We start from the raw sequence: 19,965 nt of genomic DNA on the forward strand, positions 1-19,965 counted from the left end.
AGGGACGGATCGGCGCACCTGCCGGCCCGGCTCCCGGGAAGGGACTGTCGCAGCGGCAGAGACCGCCGCGACAGCAGGCTAAACAGGCTTACTTGTACTCTTCGATCGCGGCCGAAGCCTTCTTCAGAGCATCTGCCGGTTCGGCCTTGCCGGTTACGACCGACTGGACCATTTCGATGATGGCGTTCTGGAAGCCCTTATAGTCCTTGAACAGGGGTTCCGGACCACCGAAGGCGATACCGTCGATGAACGGCTTCCACGACGGATCGGCCTTGACGAATTCATCGACCTTGGCCGAAGGACGCAGCGGGGTCAGGCCGGCGCCGCCCTGCAGTTCGTATTCGCCCTGCGGGCCCGGCGAGGTGATGAACTTGGCGAATTCGATCGCCTTGTCCTCGACGCCCGTGCCCTTGAAGATCGCGAGGCTGTCGGTGATCAGCAGTGTGCCCTCACCCTTGGCCGAGGGACCGAGCGGAAGCGGCGCAACGCCCCACTTCATGTCGGTCTTCTTCAGGAGCGCTGCGGCGCCGGACGCGGACTGGATCATGCCGGCCTTGCCGTCGAGGAAGATGGCGCGGATTTCGTTCTGTTCATAGGCGGTCGCACCCTCGACCGAGTAAGGCGTGATGTCCTTCACGGCCTGCAGGGCTGCCAGCACTTCCGGGCTGTCCATGACGATCTTGTCGCCATCGATGACCTTGCCGTTGTTGGTGTAAACCCAGTGCATGAACTGGTGCATGGTGTTGTCGAAGGTCTTAGCCGGAAGGCCATAGCCGGCAATGCCGGTCTTTTCCTTGATCTGCTTGGCGAAAGCGATCTCTTCGGCCCAGGTCTTCGGCGGCTTCTCGGGATCCAGACCGGCCTTTTCGAAGAGAGCCTTGTTCCAGTACAGCGCCTTGGTCGAGAAGGCGATCGGCACGCCCCACTGGTTGTCGTCGAACGTCACGGTGTCGACGATGTTGGGGTAGTAGCTCTTCTTTTCCTCGTCGGTCATCGGCACGGGAACGATCAGGTCGTTCTCGGCGAATTCCTTCAGCGTGCGCGAGCCGACATAGGCCATGCCGACCGGATTGCCGGCGGCGGCCAAGGTCGTTGCCTTGTCCTGGCACTGTTCCCAGCCGACGAGTTCCGGTTTCACGGTCCAGCCCGCGTTCTTGCCTTCCCATTCCTTGATGTACTTTTCATGGATCGGGTCGATCTTGTCGCCGCAATAGATCCAGCTGATTTCTTGATCGGCGGCCTGCGCGACTGTGGCAGTCATCGTGCCGAGTGCGGTCGAGCCGAGCAATGCAAGGGCCATGAGGCCGGTCTCGAATTGGAGTGTCACGTTTAAGCTCCCGTTTGTTCTCTGGTGGTTGGTCTTATTGTTTCACCGCGCCCGCGGTCAGGCCGCTGACGAGATAGCGTTGCAGGAAGAAGATGACGATCATAGCCGGGGCAATGCCGACGAAGCTCGCCGCCATGAGCTCGTTCCAGACGACTTCCTGACGTCCGAAATAGGCGAACAACCCGACCGGGAGAGGCGCATATTCAGACTTCGAATTAAAGGTGAGCGCATAGATGAACTGCTGCGCATAGGACCCGATGAAGGTCGTGATGGCCACGACCACGATGCCCGGCATGGCGATCGGGAGGATGACGCGGCGCAGCGTGTAGAAATGACTGGCACCGTCCATGTAGGCCGCTTCGTCCAACTCCTTGGGGATCCGCATCATGTAGGTACGCAGGAGCCAGATGGCGGTGGGGATCAGGAACGCCACGCCCGGCACGATCATCGCGAAATAGGTGTTGAGCACGCCGAGCGAGCGCATCAGCCGGAAAAGCGGGATAAGGAGAACCGCGCCCGAGAACATGTTGACCGCGAGGAAAGCGCCCAGCAGCTGGCCCGAGCCCTTGAACTCAAACCGGGCAAAGGCATAGGCCGCCGGCACGACGAGGATCAGCACCACGATGGTCACGACGCTGGAGATGAACAGCGAGTTGAAGATGTAGCGCGCAAAGCCCGGCACGCTGACCCACATGGTCCGGTAGGCCTCGAACGATCCGTTCTCGGGAATGAAGCGGTAGGGCGAGGAGAAGAGCTGGCTGAGCGGCTTCAGCGACACCAGGAACCCCTCGACGAAAGGCGCCAGCAGGAAGGTCAGAAAGACGAGGATGCCTGCATAGATGCCGACGATTTCGTACCAGGCATAGCGGTTGATCAGGACGGACGGCTCTCTCATCGCTTGTCTCCGGCGGAAAGGCGGCTGGTCATGCGGAAGTAGAAGACGCAGAAAATGGACAGGAAGATGCAGATCAGAACGGCGCGCGCCGCACCCTCGCCGTACTTGTTGGAGCCGATGGCCGTCCGGTAGGTATCGATGATCATGGTCGTCGTTTCACCGGTCGGCCCGCCGCGCGTCAGGATCCAGATGATGTCGAAGGAGTTGAAGGTCGAAATCAGCGAGATCATCGACATCGTGATCATCGACGGCACGAGCAGCGGCAGCGTGATGCGGCGGAAGCGGTAGAACCGGCCGGCGCCATCCGTCCAGGCCGCCTCGTAGAGATCCTGCGGGATCGATTGCATGGCGGCGAGCATATAGAGCGTGACCATGGGAACGCCGATCCAGACGTCGGTGATCACGGTGGCCCAGAACGCGGTCGAGCCCTGCGCCAGGAAGGCGATGGGGCTGTCCGTCAGACCGAAGCGCTGCAGCAGTCCCGAAATCATGCCGAACTGGCCGTTATACATCCAGCCCCACATGAAGATGCCGATGGCCATGGGCACGATCCAGGGCGGCATGGTCAGCACGCGGAACAACGCCCGCCCCGGCACGGCGGCGTTCAGCATGGAGGCGCCGAATGTACCGATGATCATCTTCAGCGACACCGAGAAGAACGTCCAGATGAAGGTCCGGATGATGACCTCGGCAAAGGTCGCGTTGAAGATCTTGCTGTAATTCGCCCAGCCGACCCAGTTCGTCGTCTTCTTCAGGGATGCATCCGTGAAGGACAGGATGAACGTGTCGACCAGGGGATAGGCGACGATGACGGTGACATAGAGAATGGCCGGCGCCATGAGGAGCCAGGCGAAGAGGACGGTGCTTCGTTTGGCTTCCATGGCGGGCCCTCTCAAGCAGACTTGGTCTGCGGTGCGGCCGATGCCGCAGACGTGCCGTGCAGGCAGGCGTCGTACTCCGCCCAGACGGGCGCGAGATCGACCACCTTGCGCGCAAACCGGGCCTCGTCCATCGCCAGCGCCAGGATGCCGGCTTCGATGGCATTCAGCGCCGACACCGGCAGGGCCTGCCCTTCGGTCATGAACTTGAAGACATCCTCGGCCATCTGCTCGTCGGCGCCATAGTGATGGGAGGTCTCGGACGGCGCCTGATAGGTCTTGGCAACGACCTTCTCGTTGTTGCGCGCATTGTGCACATCGAGATAGCCGCGCACGAAGTCGCCCTCCGCCATGCCCTTGGAACCGATGACGCAGAATCGGCGGAACTGGTCGGGCACGTTCAGATTGGTATGGAACGTCATCGCGGCGCCGTTCTCGTATTCGACGATCGCCGTCTGATAGTCGATCAGATCCCCATCGCTGTCGAAGACCTTGTCGGAGCCCTGCCAGCCGCTCGGCTTGCGATGGTAGACGTCCATGTCGTTTGTGCCTTCGTTGCGCGGATCGTTGGCCGGAACGAAGCTCTTGCGCCCGCCGAAGGACGACACGTAGCGCGGACGCGCACCCACGACGCCATTGTAGAGGTCGAGATCGTGGCAGCATTTCTCCAGCATGAAGCCGCCGGCATAGCGGCCATAGCGGCGCCAGTCGCGCATGAAGAAGGCGCCATGATAGGGCTCGATATGCTCGGAAGCCTCGATCGAGACGATCTCGCCGAGACGGCCTTCGGCCTGCGCCTGCCGCAGGTCGCGGTAGAGCGGGGAGTAGCGCAGCACGAGGCCGACCAGCAACCGGTCATGACCATGACGATGGAGGAGACGCGCGAGTTCCAGGCTTTCCTCGATCGTCACGACGATCGGCTTCTCGGTGAAGACCGTCAGTCCGGCCTCGAGTCCGATCCGGATATGCTCGAGATGCAGGTGATTGGGGGAACCGACCATCAGGAGGTCGAAACCGCCTGCGGCAATCATCTCCTCCGGCGTCGCATAGGCCTTCCCGGCAGAAATACCGGCTTCGTCCAGCCCCGGCAGGCCTGCGGGCGCCGGATCGACATGGCCGACGATCTCGAAAGCAGGATCCACATCCCGGAAAATGCGGCCGAGATATCCCAGCCGAAACCCAAGTCCGATCACAGCGACCTTCATATCGGCCTGCTCCCCATGTTCTCGTAATTCATTTTCGCAGCCTGTGTCAGACTGGCGATTTCGTCAACTCGGAAACCGTTATTGTGAACGGTTATGAAATTCATTTTCATGCGCAGACACTTTGCGCGGCCTGCATGGCGTGGCCAGCCGCATACGAACCCTGCGCGACGGCGCGCCCAACACTTCTAAAGCCACACACAGGAGGAACCCTATCGACCTGTCTAAGCCCTGCCGCTGACCATACCAAAAACAGGCCAATCGTCCAGTCTTGATGAAGGTGTTTTTTAACGATCATCTTACATCGTTGAAATCAATGGAATTATAAATATGTGTCCCGGCCTGCGTTTTCGGCCGCCTCACAATGAATTGGTTTTTTTTGGTATTGCTGGAGGAAACTGCCGAAGATGTTTGGTCGACCAAGGACCCGTGATCGAGCAAGGAACCCCTCCCCTGTCCAAAGCACATCCCGTCGATCTCGGCCACAAACCGTCCGGTCAAATGTCCTTTCGGAGTTCATCAATTAGGTGTAGGTTTAATTCCGTTAACGTATACGTCAACGGGAGGAACCGATGGCCATCTTCGACTATAAGGGACATGACGCGCGCGCGGAGGTAACGGAGGCATACGCCCTCGCGCGCTATGGACAACTGCGGGCGTTCGGGGCTGTGGGAGCGCTCGCGACGCAACTGACCGGAACAAGCGGCAACTTCGCACCGCCGTCCGGATGGACGGATCTCACGGCGGCCGATCTGTCATTGCCGGGGACAAGCGTCGATCAGCTGGGCTTTTTCCACGCCCTGACGTCGCAAAGCCCGCAGGTGAAGGTTCTCGCCTACAGGGATGCGGGCGGCGCGATCGAGCGGCTCGGCATCAGCTTTGCCGGAACCAGCGATCTCGGCGATCTGCCCGATTACCTGAAGCTGGCCAAGGGCGAGTATCTGAATGCGTTCCTGTATATCCTCGAGGCCACGGCGCGCTTTGCCAAGGCGCACGGACTGACCGGCAACGATGTCGTCGTCACGGGCTACAGTCTCGGCGGCGGCGCCACCAACATCATGGCGGAACGGTCGCCCGACATCGCCGACGGCTTTTACAGCGCCTCGAACTACTTCGGGTTCGCCTCGCCGAATATCTATGACAACAGTGACAAGATCCTCAATCTCGGGGCCGAAAACGATCTCGTCTTCCGCTCGCTCGGCACATCGACCGACAGTGTCGCCGAGGGATTCAACGAGGCGTTCCTGCACAAGGATCGCCCCTTCGGCAGCAGCAACGACAACACCGTCATCTTCAACGATTTCTACGCCAATCCGCTGTCGCCGTTCGGACCGAAAACCGTCTTCAACGTCATCGGCGGCGTGAATGCCCATATCACCAATCTTTTCTCCGACGCCTTCGCGACCATGGCGCGGTCGAGCTTCGCATCGATCATGGAGAAGGACAGCACCATCGTCGTCGCGCAGTTGAGCGATCTGCTGCGCCCCTTCGTCTGGGTCGAAGACGCGGCGCGAAGCACGTCCAGTCATTACGGTCAACCGGCCTTCATCCTCGGCTCGGACAAGGCGGATCTGCTGCGCGACGGCAAGGCAAGCGACTTCCTGGAGGGCTTTGGCGGAAACGACCGCTTCAGCCTTTCGACGGGAAACGACACCGTCATCGGGGGGAGCGGGACGGATACGGTGCAGATGGCGGGGTCGATCGACACGTACGAGGCCATCCGCCTTCAGGACGGAACGCTGGTGATGCGAGATCTGTCGGGGCAGCTGGGACTGAAGGAGATGACGTCGGTCGAGCGGATCGAATTCGGCTGGCTCATTCCGACGAGCTACGCCGTGACGGCGACCAAGCTCGACACTTTCCTGTTTGCGGACAAGACCTATGCCGCCCATGTCGAAGGCACGGCAGGCGACAACATCCTCGCCGGCACGGCGGGCATCGACCGCATCTTCGGTCTCGCCGGCAACGACACCATTCATGGCGGGGCCGGCAACGATCTCCTGCATGGCGGCGTCGGCAATGATAGGCTTTTCGGCGATGCCGGCGATGACGATCTCTATGGCGGCATCGGCAATGATGTGCTGGATGGCGGCGCGGGCAACGATCGCCTGTCCGGAGGGATCGGCAGCGATGTCTTCGACTTTTCGAACAGCGCCTCCGGTCGCGACGTCGTGACCGACTTCAACAACGGCGTGGAGGGGCACGATACGCTTGTCTTCAGCGCTACCCTGTTCAAGACAGCCGACGCGGCCCTCTCGCATTTCGTCCAGATCGGCGCGGATGCCGTCCTGTCCTGGGCCGGCGGCAGCGTGGTTCTCGCGGAGACGAGGGTTTCCGACCTTCACCTCGGCGACATCCTCATCGTCTGACGGGCTGCAGGCTGGAATAAGGCGGCGGACACGGTGCGGGCTTCATCAGCCCGTCCCGTGTCCGCCGCCTCGTTTGTCGAGCGTCAACGGCGCGCGATCAATGCGTCGTTTCCGGGCTGGCTCTCTGGTCCTGCAGCGCCTTCTGCCGGGCAATGCCACGCGCCCCGACCACGCCGCGCGGGAAACCGGATCGATCGCTGTAGTCCTTGACCGTCTTCGGTCGCGCGCGCTTCGCGCTCACCGCACTCGCCGCCAGCAGATCGAGCGCTGCGATCCCCACGACCATGGCGAGCGCCGCCTTGGCCGTCTGGCGCCGCGGATTGCCGTGCGAGAGCAGCGCAAGCAGCGTTACGATATCGAGACCGTCGCCGGCGACGCGGCTGGCCAGCCCTGCCCGCTTGTCGGTCGAGAGCGTGAGCATACCGCTGGCTATCTCACGCGCGCCATAGGCCCGGACCACGTGCTCGCTGCCGCGCACGCCGAGCGCCCGGGTGATGCGGTGTGGCGCCACCAGCTGGAACAGGCCGAGCCCGAGGCTGAACCATCCGAGCCCGCGCGTCAGCTCGTCGGTCGTATCGCGGGAACGTGGGCCGGACGACAGGATTTTCGGGTCGCCCTCATTGCGCGTCAATCGGGAAAAAATGGACATGATTGCCTCCTGTCAGGGTTTGAGAACGACCTTGATGCAGCTGTCCTGCTTGTTGCGGAACACGTTGTACATTTCGGGGCCCTCTTCGAGTGTCGCCGTATGGGTGATGACGAAGGACGGATCGATCTGCCCCTCCTCGATCCTGCGCACGAGATCGGGTGTCCAGCGATTGACATGCGTCTGCCCCATGCGGAACGTCAGACCCTTGTTCATCGCCTGACCCATGGGGATCTTGTCGACGAGACCCGAGTAAACGCCGGGAATCGAGATGATGCCGCCTGGACGGCAGACATAGATCATCTCGCGCAGCACGTGCGGCCGGTCATTTTCCATCATCATCATCTGCTTTGCGCGATCGAGCACCGTGTCCGGCTGGCCCATCGAAACATGGCTTTCGAGCCCCACCGCATCGATGCACTTTTCCGGCCCCTTGCCGTCCGTCAGATCGTTCAGGCGCTCGACGACGCTTTCGGCACTGAAATCGATCGTCAGGGCGCCACCGGCCTGCGCCATGCTCAGGCGCTCGGGCACGCAGTCGATCGCCACGACCAGCTTGGCACCGAGCAGCACCGCACTTCGGATGGCCATCTGACCGACAGGTCCGCAGCCCCAGATCACCACGGTATCCGTGGGCTCGATGTCGCAATGGACGGCGGCCTGCCAGCCGGTTGGAAAGATGTCGCCGAGGAAAAGCGCCTGCTCGTCGCTCAGGCTGTCGGGCACCTTGATATGGGTGGAATCCGCAAAGGGAACGCGCAGATATTCCGCCTGACCGCCGGGATAGCCGCCCGTCAGGTGCGTATAGCCGAACAGGCCGGCCGTCGCATGGCCGAAGGCCTTGTCGGCAAGCGCCTTGTTGCGGTTCGAGCGTTCACAGACCGAAAAGTTGCCGCGCCGGCATTGATCGCATTCGCCGCATTGAATGGTGAAGGGCACGACGATCCGGTCGCCCTTCTTCAACTTGCCGTTCATGCCGGATCCGGTCTCGACGACCTCGCCCATCATCTCGTGGCCCATGATGTCGCCCGGCATCATGGCCGGAATGAAATTATGAAACAGATGCAGATCCGATCCGCAGATCGCGCAACTGGTCACCTTGATGATCGCATCGCGGGGATCCTCGATCTCGGGATCGGTGACGGTGTCGCACCGGATATCTTCTTTGCCATGCCAGACGAGCGCGCGCATTAAGGCCTCCGTTGTTAAAAGATGGATCCGGCTGGACGCAGAACAGGGCCGACAGGACACGTGCCTGCCAGCGTTGCCGGACTTCGGGAACCGGCCCTATCGCCAAAGGTTCCAGAAAAGCTCGATCGCGGTGGTCCGATGCTGCGCAGTACGGAGCGACCTCCAGGCGATGGCCTCTCTTACGCACGACCGGACGTTGAAAAGAAATGGATGCGTCAGGAACTCTCGCCGGTCTGTCCTGTTAGCAGGCCTCCCGACAACAAGGAGACTTCCATGTTCTATACAGATGGACGCTTGCAATATCCGGTACGCGTGGAGAAAGCCGACCCGCAGTTCGCACGTGCCCTCCAGCAGGCCATCGGCGGTGTCGAAGGCGAAATTCGCGTCGCCATGCAGTATTTCTTCCAGGCCTGCGGCGCCCGCGGCAACCCGAAGTTCCGCGATCTCCTGATGAACACGGCAGCCGAGGAACTGGGGCATATCGAAATGCTGGCGACAGCCGTCGCGATGAACCTCGAAGGTGCACCGCTGTCCGAAAAGGAAGCCGTGGCGGCCGATCCGATCGGCGGCGCCGTGCTCGGCGGTCTCAACATGAAGAACCTGCTGTCCGCGGGCCTGTCCGCCATGCCGGTGGATTCCGACGGCGTTCCGTTCGACATGTCGCACATCTATGCGAGCGGCAATATCGCGGCCGACATGACGGCCAACGTCGCGGCCGAATCCACGGGACGCGTGCTTGCGGTGCGCCTCTACAACATGACCAGCGACCCGGGCATGAAGGACATGCTGTCCTTCCTCATCGCACGCGACAGCATGCACCAGAACCAGTGGATGGCGGCTCTCGAAGAGCTGGGCGGCGCCAAGGGGGCCTTCCCCATTCCCAACAGCTTCCCGCAGGAGCAGGAAAACCGCGATTTCAGCTACGCTTTCCTCGGCTTCCAGGCCGATGGTTCCCCGCCGGTCGCCGGACGCTGGTCCGAAGGTCCCTCGATCGACGGCAAGGGCACCTTCTCTGCCGCGCCCATGACGCCGCTCGGCCAGAAACCCGTTCTCGGCCCGGCAAAGCCCGGTGGCGGCGCCCAGCGCGAACAGATGTAAGCCTTTCCTCCCCACGATCCTGGAGGCCGCCTGCGCGCGGCCTCCTCGCAGCGCGGGCAACCTTCTTGTCGTACGGATCATGGCCGCACGGATCATGGCTTGATCAGGGAAGCGGAATCCGGATCAGGCAGAGAATGCCGTCGTCGAGAAATTGCAGGTCCGTCTTCGTATTCAGCTGGTAGGGCAGCGCGCGTTCGATCAGTTCGCGGCCGTAGCCCTTGCGGCGAGGCCGGTCGTCGTCCGGCATGCGGACGCCCTCCTCCCGCCACACGAGCAAGACGACGGTCCCTCCATCGATCTCCTCGACGCTCCAGGAAATGCGGAGAACGCCGCCATCCTGGCTCAGTGCACCGAATTTTATGGCATTTGTTGCAAGCTCGTGCAGGGCAAGGCCAAGTGCCTGCGCCCCGAGCGTCGGCACGGCCACCGGCGGCCCATCCGCTTGAACGGCCCCCATGCGGGACGCAGTGCCGTGCGCACCCAATTCGCCTTCGATCAGGTCGCGCAGGGCAATGGACTCGGTCGCCCGCGCCACGAGGCCCTGGACCCGGCTCAGCGCCCGCAGGCGGCTCGAAAATTCGGCCCCGAAACTGTCCAGGGACGAAGTGCTGCGCACCGTCTGGCTCGCAACCGACTGGACGACTGCAAGAAGGTTGCGCGTCCGGTGCTGGAGCTCTGCGACCAGCACATCCTGCCGGTTCTTCAGCTCCCGCAGTTCGTGAATATCGGTCATGGTGCCGATCCAGTCGCCGGTTGGCTGGCCGGACGCCCCGATGACGGGCAGTGCGCGCGTCTGATGCCAGCGATAGGCGCCGTCGGCCGCGCGACGAACGCGGTGCTCGACATAACACTCGCCCGTATTGGTCGCGGCCTGCCAGGCCGACAGCGTCGAGGCCCTGTCCTCCGGGTGCACCGCGTTCAGCCAGCCGAGCCCGAGGCTCTGCGGCTGGTCGAGGCCAGAATACTCGACCCATTGCGGGCTGCCCCAGGTGCGGGATCCATCGGCCACGCAGCGGAACACGAGCTGGGGGATGTTCGTGGCGAGCAGGCGAAACCGCGCCTCGTTCTCGCTCAGCCTCTCGCTCGCAAGATGCGCTTCCGTGCGGTCGCGCAGGATCTTGACGAAGCCGGACCCGTCGCGGAGCGGCATGATCAGCCCCGATGCCCAGAAACGGGTGCCGTCCTTGCGCATGTGCCAGCGCTCGTCTTCGGCCCGGCCAAGGGCAATGGCATCCGCCCGCTCCGACGCCGGTACGCCGGCCGCCCTGTCGTCGGGGGTGAAGATGATGTCGCCGGTCTGTCCGAGAATATCGCCCTCCGTGAAGCCGAGAACACGCTCGCCGCCACTGTTCCAGCTCGTCACATGTCCCTGTGTGTCGAGCGAGAAGATCGCGAAGTCGACGGCGCTCTCGAACACCACGCGCAGGAGATCGTCGCTTTCCGGGGCAAGCAGCGGCGCGCGAGGCGTATCAGGCGAGGTCATGTCGAGTATCCTTCGTCCGTCGGCCAACCAACGCCACTACAGGCGGCTCAGAAGCTGCAGCAGTTCGTCGGGATCGGCCGGCTTCTGGAGGAACGGCGCCTCTCGAAATCGCTCGGGCAGATCGCGCCGATCATAGGCGGTCAGAAAGGCGAAGGGCACGTTGCGCAGGGACAGCGCATCCGCCACCGGATAGACTTCGGCGCCCCGCAGATGAATGTCGAGAACGGCCGCATCGATCTGCTCGGCCTCGTCCACCAGCTTCAAGGCGCCTTCCAGCGACGAGACGGGCCCGATCACGTCCGCTCCGGCCCGGCCGAGAACGTCCAGAATATCCGCCGCCACCAGATATTCGTCTTCGACGACGAGGAAGACCTTGTCGAAAATATCCGCTTCCTCGCTCACAACCCGTACCTCGTCATCGCATCGTTTCCTCTATGCACCGATGATGCCGTGTGGTCTGTCCTGTCGTTGCAGGCGGGCATTCGGCTTCTTCACGGTGCCGAACCCCGTATCGGGCGGTTCGGTTCCGCGGACGAACGCGATAGAACCGATTGCCGTGCTTGTGCAAGGTCTTCGCCGCTTAGACGGACGGGTTTCCGGGAGGTTTGCGGCGCAACGACGACAGACAGGGCAAAGCAGCAGGGGCCGGCATGCGCATTCATGGCGAAAACCGATAGGTCCATGCGGTTTTCAGGGCCTAATGCCGTGCGCGTCGGACGCCTACCTGCCGATCGCCGCCCCGCCTCTCGACCGGTGCGGCCTATCGACAGGAGGTTCTCATGAAGACCATCGCCACCACCATCGCCCTTTCGGCGTTCGCCGCCACGGGCGCGCCTGCGAACGGCACAGCCGAAGAGCAACAGCGCATGCGCATGGCCCCCGTTGCCGACGTCGCGCCGGGCCTTGCGCGCTTCACAGACGACGTTCTCTTCGGCAATGTCTGGCTGCGCCCGCACCTTGCGGCCCGGGACCGCAGCCTCGTCACCGTGGCCGCTCTCGTCGCCACCGGCAGCACCGCGCAACTCGCTGGCCATGTCGATCGCGCGCTCGACAATGGCGTGGAGCCGCACGAGATCGGCGAACTCATCACCCATCTCGCCTTCTACACAGGCTGGCCGAATGCCCTGTCCGCCGTGGCCGAGACAGGGAACGTGTTTGCGGCGCGCGGGATCGCCGCCATCGGTGAACGCGACGCCGAGCGGGTCGTGCCGGATGAAGCGGCGGAAGTTCGACGGCGTCGCGCGGTCGATGCAACGGTCGCGCCGACCGCGCCGGTGCTTGCCGCTCTGACGAACGACGTGCTCTTCGGCGATCTCTGGACGCGCCCGGATCTCGCCCCGCGCGACCGCAGTCTCGTCACCATGGCGGCGCTCATTGCCATCGGCCAGCCCGAACAGTTGCCATTTCACGCCGAGCGGGCCATGGACAATGGCTTGACGGAGACGGAGGCTGCAGAGGTGGTGACCCATCTCGGCTTCTATGCCGGCTGGCCCCGGGCCATGTCGGCCGTTCCCGTGCTCGAAAAGGTTCTTGCCTCCCGCCACCAGAAGAAAGCTGAAGCCATGTCCGAAGCCACCTCAAACACCCCTGAGACCCTCGACACCGAAATCGCCCTCACCCGTGCCGGTACCGATCCGAAGGCCGGCCCCGAAGCCTACTTCACCGGTGACGTCCAGATTTCCGCACCCTACAAGGGCACGCCCCCGGCGCGCATCAGCGGCGCAACCGTCTCGTTTCCAGCCGGCGCGCGCACCGCGTGGCACACGCACCCGCTCGGGCAGACGCTCTATATCGTCTCCGGCAAGGGCTGGGTACAGAAGGAAGGCGGACGACGCGAGGCCTTCGGCGCCGGTGACGTCGTCTGGATCCCGCCGCTGGTCAAGCACTGGCACGGTGCTGCCGCCGATACGCCCATGGTCCATTTCGCCGTGGCCGAAGCGCTCGACGGCAGCGTCGTGACCTGGCTCGACAAGGTGACCGACGCGCAATACGCAGGCGACCCCGCGCGCGACTGAGGGGCAGCAGCCCTCGGCGCCGACCGCAGCACGGGGACCCCAAGGGAAACGTCGCCGTCAGCCGGGCACGCGGATGGCCGGATCGCACAGATCCGGCCATGCTGTCGGGCTCCGGGCGGGCATTCTGGGCGGAGATCGACCTCGCGAACCTTCCTTTCTCAGCCGAAATATCAGGAAGACATAGTCCGGTTGCTCGCCGCCGCCGTATGCTACAGTGAACTCGATCATCATTCTCACAGCCGGCGCCGCATGTTTCATCTCATCTTCGGGCTTCCCTGGCTGGTCGTCCTTGTCCGCTTCATCCAGCCTCTCCCCTGGCTCTGGTCGGCAAAGGCGGTGCTTGCCGTCCTTCTTCTCCTGGCCTCCCAGTATCACCTGTTCAGTCGCATCTCCTCGGGGTCCGTGTTCTCGCCGGAGTTTCCGCGCTGGCTGGTGATCGGCTTCAACGTGCTCTTCGGCGCCATCGTTCTCCTGGCGGTTCTCCAGATCGCGCTCGATCTCGTTTCGGTGGTGCTGGCCCTTGCAAAGGGCCGTTGGATCGCCGTTCCCCCGCTCGTCCGGTATGGTCTGGGTGCAGCGGCCCTGGTCACCGCGAGCATCGGGGTCGCGAACGCCATCCGCGTCCCCCCGTTGACGTCGATCGAGATCGCCATTCCCGGCCTGCCGCCGTCCTTCGACGGCTATCGGATGCTGCAATTGACCGACATGCACATCAGCCGGCTGTTTCCCCGCACCTGGGCGGAAGCCGTCGTCGCGCGGTCGAACGCGCTCGCGCCCGACGTGATCCTCATCACCGGCGATCTCATCGACGGTCGCCTCGACGATCGCCGCGCCGACGTCGCGCCCCTTGCCGGCCTGCGCGCCCGCGACGGCGTGATCGCCATCCCCGGGAATCACGAGTATTTCTTCGGCTATACCGGATGGATGGCCCATTTCGCCGCGCTCGGCATGACCGTGCTGGAAAACGCGCATGTCTCGATCGCCCGGAGCGACGGCGCGATCACGGTTGCAGGCGTCACCGATCTTTCCGCGCAGGCGCACGGCCTGCCGGGTCCCGACCTCGCGCAGGCCCTGAAGGGCACGCGGCCCGGCGCACCCGTCATCCTCCTCGACCACCAGCCGCGCGAGGCGCGGAAGGCGGCCGATGCCGGCGTCGCCCTGCAGCTGTCGGGCCACACCCATGGCGGCATGGTCCTCGGGCTCGACCGTCTCGTGTCCCGCCCCAACAACGGCTTCGTCTCCGGCCTCTATACGGTCGGTGGCCTGCAGCTCTACGTCAACAACGGCACAGGCCTCTGGCCCGGCTTCGCGCTCCGCCTCGGCCGCCCCTCGGAACTGACCGTGATCACCCTCCGCCGAAAGACCTGACGCAACGACGCCTCACCCCCGCGCGCCAAGCGCCGCCGTTAGCGGCAGCCGGGTGGCCGCAAACGCCGGAACAAGCGCACCGATCGCAAGTCCAAGCGGCCCGGCGACGACAGCCGCCGCGCTGCCTGTCTGTTTTCGTCCCAGAAGAGCTTCCGCTCGTCAGTGTGCTCCGGGCGCGACAGTCTCGGCCGCCATGTTCTCCTCGGTCCAGATGACGTTTCGCGCGTAGCGCCATGCGACGTGTCCGTGTTCGTCGAGCAACAGGAGATGCAGCCAGCCATTGTCGAACAGCGCCTGCACCTCGGGATGGCGCTGCAGGATGTCGGCGACCGCCTGCCGCGGCGCTTCGATAAGGACGGTGAGGCGCAGAGGCTCGTGGACATAGGCCGCGCCATCGTGAACCGACTGCCAGGGCAGGCCCGCGCGCAGATTTCCCCCGTTGCCTTCGACGACGCCCATGCCACCGACGACATTGTGCAGAAGCTTGTTTCCGGACCCGAAGTGCGAAGGCGCCACCACGGACCCGAAATATTGCAGGCTGATCCAGCTTGCGACCACGACCGGCGCCGTGAGGATGAGCTCGAGGATCCTGAAGCCGTCATCCTGCTCCCAGCGGTAATCGTGGAGAAAGGCCTTGCCGTCCAGCGAAAGTCCGGCCGTGCGCGCGCGCGGTGCGGCGATGAAGGCGTTGCATCCGGCCAGTCCCAGCTCGGGGCGGACCTCCGCCCAGTCGCGGCTGCGGCGCAGCACACCCCCGCTCGCGCCGGACGGCAGCCGCGCGGCGCGCTCGGCGCGCGTTCTCTGCCCGGCCTGCCAGAGCCACTCGTCGAGGACCGCCAGATCCTCCGGCCTTACTTGCCGCACGGGATCGTTGGCAAACACGGTGACCCGGTCCGTGGTGGTGTCGTGCAGACCCGCCAGAACGACCGTGTCGTCGGGAATGTGGATGCCGTTCTCCGCCAGTCTGTCGCGCACGGCATCGTCGTTCAGGAGATCGGCCAGCAGACGCGCGTTGACGTCGCCCGCATGGCCACCGCAGGCTCCGCACTGCAGGCTGCTGGCAAAGGGATTGTTGACCACGTTCGCCCCATGGCCGGCGATCAGCACGTGACGCGCAAACCCCTCGGTTAGCGACATCGCCCTCAGCACCGTCTCCGCGATCACGGCCCGCCTGTCGAGGTCGAGGCTCGGGCTGAAGCAGGGCTTGGCCCCACCCAGCTTGGCCCCAACCAGCTTGGCCATGTCCAGCTTGGCCTTCTCCAGCGTGACCTTGTCCGGCGTGACCCTGTGCGGACGGCCCCCGCCGATAAAGCCGAGGCTGTCGCGCAGCAGCTTTGCCGCATAGATCGGCCCCATGGCCTCGACGAACGCGAACGAGGACACTGCCGCCAGCTTGAACCGACCCCATGCCCGGACGGCACGCGCCGTGAACCGGGCATTCCTGTCCGCATCGGCCGTGTCTCCTGCCTCGGTGCAGCTGAAGGCGGAAGGCTTGAGGAGGACCGGCAGGCGCAGCTCCGGCACGTCGGAGGCAAATCCCCGGTGGCTGACGCCGAGGCCGAAGAAGCCGGCAAAGCCGAGCGTGCGGATCCCGGGATCGACGCTTTCCAGCGATCGCCGGAACACTTCCGACCGCACGTCGATGCAGAAGGCGGCCTGAAGGCGCGGCCGCTCGCCTGCAGCCTCGGCCGGCCGCGGCGTGGCGAGCAGGCCCGCGAGCCTGCGCTGGGCCGCGCGCTCGGTCGCCGTCAGCAGCAGATCGTCGATCAGATGATCGCGATCGACGGAAACGGGCGCGGCATGGGCGGTGCGGACGGCCTGCCAGTCGCCGTCGATGGCCGATGCGGTGCGCAGATAGAGCACCTCTTCGAACACGAGCCGGATCGCCAGGAATTCCAGCGCCGTCGTCTCCGTGTCGCCCTCGAGGTCCGCCTTGAACTGGAGATGGCGCGCGCACTGGGCCCAGCCGCCAAGGGTCAGCAGGAGCTGGTGGAAATAGGTGCCATGCTCTCCCTGCAGGCGCAGGGTGGCGGCGGCCCGCTCGATTGCCGCCTGCGCCGTCTCCGGCGTATCCGCGACATGGCTGCCGAATCCGTTCAGACCGAGAATGTCCGGGGTCAGGTCATGGGTGGCGAAGGCGCGCCAGGCGGCATAGAGACCGTTGCGCCGGGACGCCGCCCAGAGCGCCTGCCCCTCGTCGAAGTAGCCGGCGGCGAAAGCGCCGATCCGGTCCGCAATCAGCCCGGGCCAGTCCTGCCCCGTCGCGCGGGCGGCAAGATCCGCCACGGTCGGCAGGGCGGCAACCGCCTGCGGCTCCACGGCGATCGCCGCTTTCACGTCGGAAAGGCTCATGCGGCCGAGAAGCGGGCTTGTCCGCAGGGCCGCGATCAGGTCCGCGTCGACGACGACGCCCTCGGCGATCTTGTCGGCGACGTGCCGGCGCGGCAGGGCAAGGCGAAGGCCGGCGATCCTGCCAAGCCGGGCGGCCGTCTGGTCCATCGTCTGCGTGGCCTGCCCGAGAAACGGGTTGACCGCAACCGTCGCGGCCAGGGGCCAGGCCGGGGGGATCGCCTGGACGGCGGCTTCCGCTGCCGCGAGCACCGATGCGCCCATGCTGTCCGACAGACGATCCTGCCGCCTGCCAAGGGATGTGATCTCGTTCATGATGATGCCTCGATGCGGGAGGAAACGAAGGCGGGCTTTGCCGCGGCGGGAACGCGGGACACGGTCCAGCTTCCCAGATATCGGTCGAGCAACGCATTGACGTAGAGCCCGTTTGCAAGGTGGACCCGCAGGCCGGCAGCCGCCGGATGATACGCCCAGAGCGGGAACAGCGACTGGGCGACCGCCGCCACGCCGAAGGTGACAACTCCGAGCACCATCAGCGTCCATTCCAACGGACCGGGTGGCAGCGGCGGCGGAAGCGCGCCCTGCATCAGCGTGTCCGCAAGCCGCTGCAGCGCGAAATAGGCTGTCGCCGCCGCGATGGCCGAGAGCGACGTTCGCCAGGTCAGTGCGAACGGGGCCGCATCCGCCAGCCCCTGGGCGATGAGATAGGCGACGCCGAAAATCAGGATGGCGCCGAGCGCGAGGGTCTGCGGCGGCTTGTCGGCCAGACCGAACAGTGCCCCGATCGCCGCATAGATCGCCAGCGCCAGAAGGAAGGCGCGACCGACAGCCTTGCTGTCGGGAATGGCGATGGGCCCGGGACGACGGATCGTCGCGACCGTCTCGACGGTCGACCCCGAGGCGAGGAAGGCATGGGCCTTGTAGAGCGAGTGCGCGACGATGTGCAGCAGAGCGATCGGAAACAGGGCAAGGCCGCATTGCAGGATCATGAACCCCATCTGCGCGACCGTCGACCAGGCAAGGGACGTCTTGACGGCCGACTGGGTCAGCATCACCAGACTTCCGAACAGTGCGGTGAAGCCGCCGACCATCACCAGCCCGGCGAGCACCGTCGGGGCCTGCACCATGACATCGGCGAAGCGGATGAGCAGGAAGCCGCCGGCGTTGACGACGCCGGCATGCAGCAGGGCGGAAACCGGCGTGGGGGTTTCCATGACCTCGGTCAGCCAGCCATGCGTCGGAAACTGGGCCGACTTGAGAAGGGCCGCAGCCGCCAGAAGCCCTGCGGCGGCCACCGTCCACGCCACGGGCTCGCCACCCGCATGCCCGGCCCGCGCCTGTTCCAGGATCGTCGCGATGTCGCCGGTGCCCGACGAGACCGCAAGGAGGACCATGGCGCCGATGAGCATGATGTCGCTCAGCCGGGCGACAAGGAAGGCCTTGCGGGCCGCGCGACGGGCCGCCGGACGATCGGGGTAGAACAGGAGAAGCTGGTGCAGCAGCAGGCTCGTCGCAATCCAGCCGGCGGTCAGTTGCAGGAGCGTGGCGGACTGCACGAACAGGAGGACGGCGGCCAGCGTCGCCGTCATCCAGCCGATAAAGACCCCTTGCCGGGCTTCCCCGTCGAGAAAGGTGCCGGCATAGCGCAGGACGATCCAGCCGATGAACGCGACCACCAGCAGCATGACAAGGCTGACCATGTCGAGACGCGAACCAAGAGCAAAGGGTCCGAAACCGAATGCGGGGCTCGTTCCCGGGCCGTGGAGAACGAGCAGGACCCCGTAGAGCACAGCGACGACGATCGCGCCGAGGGCGCAGAGTTCCGCCACGAGGACCGCACGACGGGGCCGGACGCCGGGTGACAGGAAGGCAAACAGCGACGCTCCGGCAAGAAGGAGCGGCGCAAGAAGCGGCAAGGCATGGATCACGGGAATGTCTCCGAAACGATCCGCGGCAAGAAGGCGCGCGGGCTGCGACCTCGGGGTAGCAGGCACGGAAGCGGAAATAAAATTCATTGTTTGGGGAAAAACGTTCGATAAAATGGAACGATGGCGGATCTCAACTATCACCACCTGCTCTACTTTCGTGCGGTCGCGCATGCCGGCAACCTGACGCGCGCGGCAGAAGGGCTCAACCTGTCCCAATCCGCGCTGTCGGTGCAGATCAGGCAGCTCGAACACCGCATCGGCCATGTCCTCTTCGAGCGCCGTGGCCGACAGCTGTTTCTCACGGAGGCAGGGCGCATCGCGCTCGACCATGCCGATACGATCTTTGCGACCGGCGAGGAACTGCTGGAAACGCTCAAGGATGCCGGCACGGCGCGCCGCGCAATCCGCATCGGTGCCCTGGCGACGCTGTCGCGCAACTTCCAGCTCGAATTCCTTCGTCCGCTCCTCGGACGCACGGATGTCGACATGATCCTGCGCTCGGGCAGCACCAGCGCGCTTCTCGGCGCGCTCGAGGCTCTCAATCTCGATATCGTGCTTCTCAACCAGGCTCCGATGGCCGATGCCATCACGCCCTTCGTGGCGCAGCATGTCTATCAGCAGCGCGTCAGCCTCGTGGGAAGGCCCGCCTTCGGAACGAAGACCGCCTCGCTGGTCGAGCTGCTCGGGCGGCATCCGGTGATCCTGCCGACGGCGGAAAGCAGCGTCCGTTCGCAGTTCGAGGCGCTGGTCGACCGGCTCGGCGTGCGGCCCCAGATTGCAGCGGAGGTTGACGACATGGCGATGATGCGTCTTTTGGCGCGGGAGGGGGTTGGGCTGGCGGTTTTGCCGCCGATCGTGGTGAAGGGCGAGCTGGAGATGGGAAGCCTTGTGGCCTTTGACGCCCTGCCGGGCATGATCGAATCCTTTTACGCCGTGACGGTCAAGCGGCGCTTTCCCAATCCGCTGATCACGCCCTTGCTCGACCCGGCGCGTCTGCTTGGGGGCGGGAGCAACGAGACGCCGTAGACACCTGAGGCATCGGGAGGACACGGCGCGCGCCCCCTCCCCCGGATCGGGAGACGGTCTTGCGGACACCGGTCTCTCGGCCTGTGGCTGCCATCAGCACGACGCGACGTGGTCTGACCATTTTCGTGGCATTGGAACGCAAAAACCCCCGGACCTTTTGGCCCGGGGGTTTTTGGATTGTCTGTCTGGT

General features: G+C 64.5%; 15 protein-coding genes. 5 read left to right on the forward strand and 10 right to left on the reverse strand.

The window, feature by feature from the left end; genetic code table 11:
- Nucleotides 1-88 precede the first annotated feature (88 nt).
- The 4 genes from ASG03_RS19340 to ASG03_RS19355 form a co-directional block, all read right to left on the reverse strand.
- Entirely contained in the window at nucleotides 89-1,300 is a 1,212-nt protein-coding gene (locus tag ASG03_RS19340) for an extracellular solute-binding protein (protein WP_443216642.1), read from the reverse strand.
- 61 nt (nucleotides 1,301-1,361) lie between these two features.
- On the reverse strand, nucleotides 1,362-2,222 hold the full coding sequence (locus ASG03_RS19345) for a carbohydrate ABC transporter permease (protein WP_062479558.1): 861 nt from the start codon (nucleotides 2,220-2,222) through the stop codon (nucleotides 1,362-1,364).
- Nucleotides 2,219-3,103, reverse strand: a complete 885-nt coding sequence (locus ASG03_RS19350; RefSeq protein ID WP_062479559.1) for a carbohydrate ABC transporter permease — start codon at nucleotides 3,101-3,103, stop codon at nucleotides 2,219-2,221. The genes ASG03_RS19345 and ASG03_RS19350 overlap by 4 nt, the downstream gene beginning before the upstream one ends.
- 11 nt (nucleotides 3,104-3,114) lie before the next feature.
- Nucleotides 3,115-4,305: a Gfo/Idh/MocA family protein gene (locus ASG03_RS19355; RefSeq protein WP_062695180.1), complete on the reverse strand. Its 1,191-nt coding sequence runs from the start codon at nucleotides 4,303-4,305 to the stop codon at nucleotides 3,115-3,117.
- A 569-nt stretch (nucleotides 4,306-4,874) separates the two neighbouring features.
- On the opposite strand from ASG03_RS19355, the gene ASG03_RS19360 reads away from it, so the two are divergent.
- Nucleotides 4,875-6,671: a calcium-binding protein gene (locus ASG03_RS19360; RefSeq protein ID WP_062695182.1), complete on the forward strand. Its 1,797-nt coding sequence runs from the start codon at nucleotides 4,875-4,877 to the stop codon at nucleotides 6,669-6,671.
- Between the two features lie 97 nt (nucleotides 6,672-6,768).
- Here the strand turns inward: ASG03_RS19360 and ASG03_RS19365 are convergent, their stop codons facing one another.
- A complete protein-coding gene (locus tag ASG03_RS19365; RefSeq protein ID WP_062695183.1) occupies nucleotides 6,769-7,320 on the reverse strand; it encodes a hypothetical protein in 552 nt (183 codons plus the stop codon).
- A gap of 12 nt (nucleotides 7,321-7,332) precedes the next feature.
- Entirely contained in the window at nucleotides 7,333-8,508 is a 1,176-nt protein-coding gene (locus tag ASG03_RS19370; RefSeq protein WP_062695185.1) for a zinc-dependent alcohol dehydrogenase, read from the reverse strand.
- A 273-nt stretch (nucleotides 8,509-8,781) separates the two neighbouring features.
- On the opposite strand from ASG03_RS19370, the gene ASG03_RS19375 reads away from it, so the two are divergent.
- Nucleotides 8,782-9,606: a manganese catalase family protein gene (locus tag ASG03_RS19375; RefSeq protein WP_062479564.1), complete on the forward strand. Its 825-nt coding sequence runs from the start codon at nucleotides 8,782-8,784 to the stop codon at nucleotides 9,604-9,606.
- A 103-nt stretch (nucleotides 9,607-9,709) separates the two neighbouring features.
- Here the strand turns inward: ASG03_RS19375 and ASG03_RS19380 are convergent, their stop codons facing one another.
- The gene (locus ASG03_RS19380) at nucleotides 9,710-11,089 is read right to left on the reverse strand and encodes a sensor histidine kinase (protein WP_062695187.1); all 1,380 of its coding nucleotides are present in this window, start codon (nucleotides 11,087-11,089) and stop codon (nucleotides 9,710-9,712) included.
- A 36-nt stretch (nucleotides 11,090-11,125) separates the two neighbouring features.
- A complete protein-coding gene (locus tag ASG03_RS19385) occupies nucleotides 11,126-11,491 on the reverse strand; it encodes a response regulator (RefSeq protein WP_062695190.1) in 366 nt (121 codons plus the stop codon).
- 377 nt (nucleotides 11,492-11,868) lie between these two features.
- Here ASG03_RS19385 and ASG03_RS19390 point away from each other — a divergent pair, with 377 nt between their 5' ends.
- Both ASG03_RS19390 and ASG03_RS19395 read left to right on the forward strand, forming a co-directional pair.
- Complete coding sequence (locus ASG03_RS19390; RefSeq protein WP_062695192.1) at nucleotides 11,869-13,104, forward strand: (R)-mandelonitrile lyase; 1,236 nt, start codon at nucleotides 11,869-11,871, stop codon at nucleotides 13,102-13,104.
- A 249-nt stretch (nucleotides 13,105-13,353) separates the two neighbouring features.
- Nucleotides 13,354-14,472, forward strand: coding sequence for a metallophosphoesterase (locus ASG03_RS19395; protein WP_062695194.1), 1,119 nt, complete (start codon nucleotides 13,354-13,356; stop codon nucleotides 14,470-14,472).
- Between the two features lie 159 nt (nucleotides 14,473-14,631).
- On the opposite strand, the gene ASG03_RS19400 is transcribed toward ASG03_RS19395, so the two are convergent.
- Both ASG03_RS19400 and ASG03_RS19405 read right to left on the reverse strand, forming a co-directional pair.
- Nucleotides 14,632-17,085: a YbcC family protein gene (locus ASG03_RS19400; protein WP_062695360.1), complete on the reverse strand. Its 2,454-nt coding sequence runs from the start codon at nucleotides 17,083-17,085 to the stop codon at nucleotides 14,632-14,634.
- Between the two features lie 47 nt (nucleotides 17,086-17,132).
- A complete protein-coding gene (locus tag ASG03_RS19405; RefSeq protein WP_443216643.1) occupies nucleotides 17,133-18,755 on the reverse strand; it encodes a proton-conducting transporter transmembrane domain-containing protein in 1,623 nt (540 codons plus the stop codon).
- A 114-nt stretch (nucleotides 18,756-18,869) separates the two neighbouring features.
- Between ASG03_RS19405 and ASG03_RS19410 the strand changes: the two genes are divergently transcribed.
- Complete coding sequence (locus ASG03_RS19410; RefSeq protein WP_062695198.1) at nucleotides 18,870-19,775, forward strand: LysR family transcriptional regulator; 906 nt, start codon at nucleotides 18,870-18,872, stop codon at nucleotides 19,773-19,775.
- Nucleotides 19,776-19,965 lie beyond the last annotated feature (190 nt).

Source organism: Rhizobium sp. Leaf341 (genome assembly GCF_001424325.1).
Lineage (GTDB): Bacteria > Pseudomonadota > Alphaproteobacteria > Rhizobiales > Rhizobiaceae > Ferranicluibacter.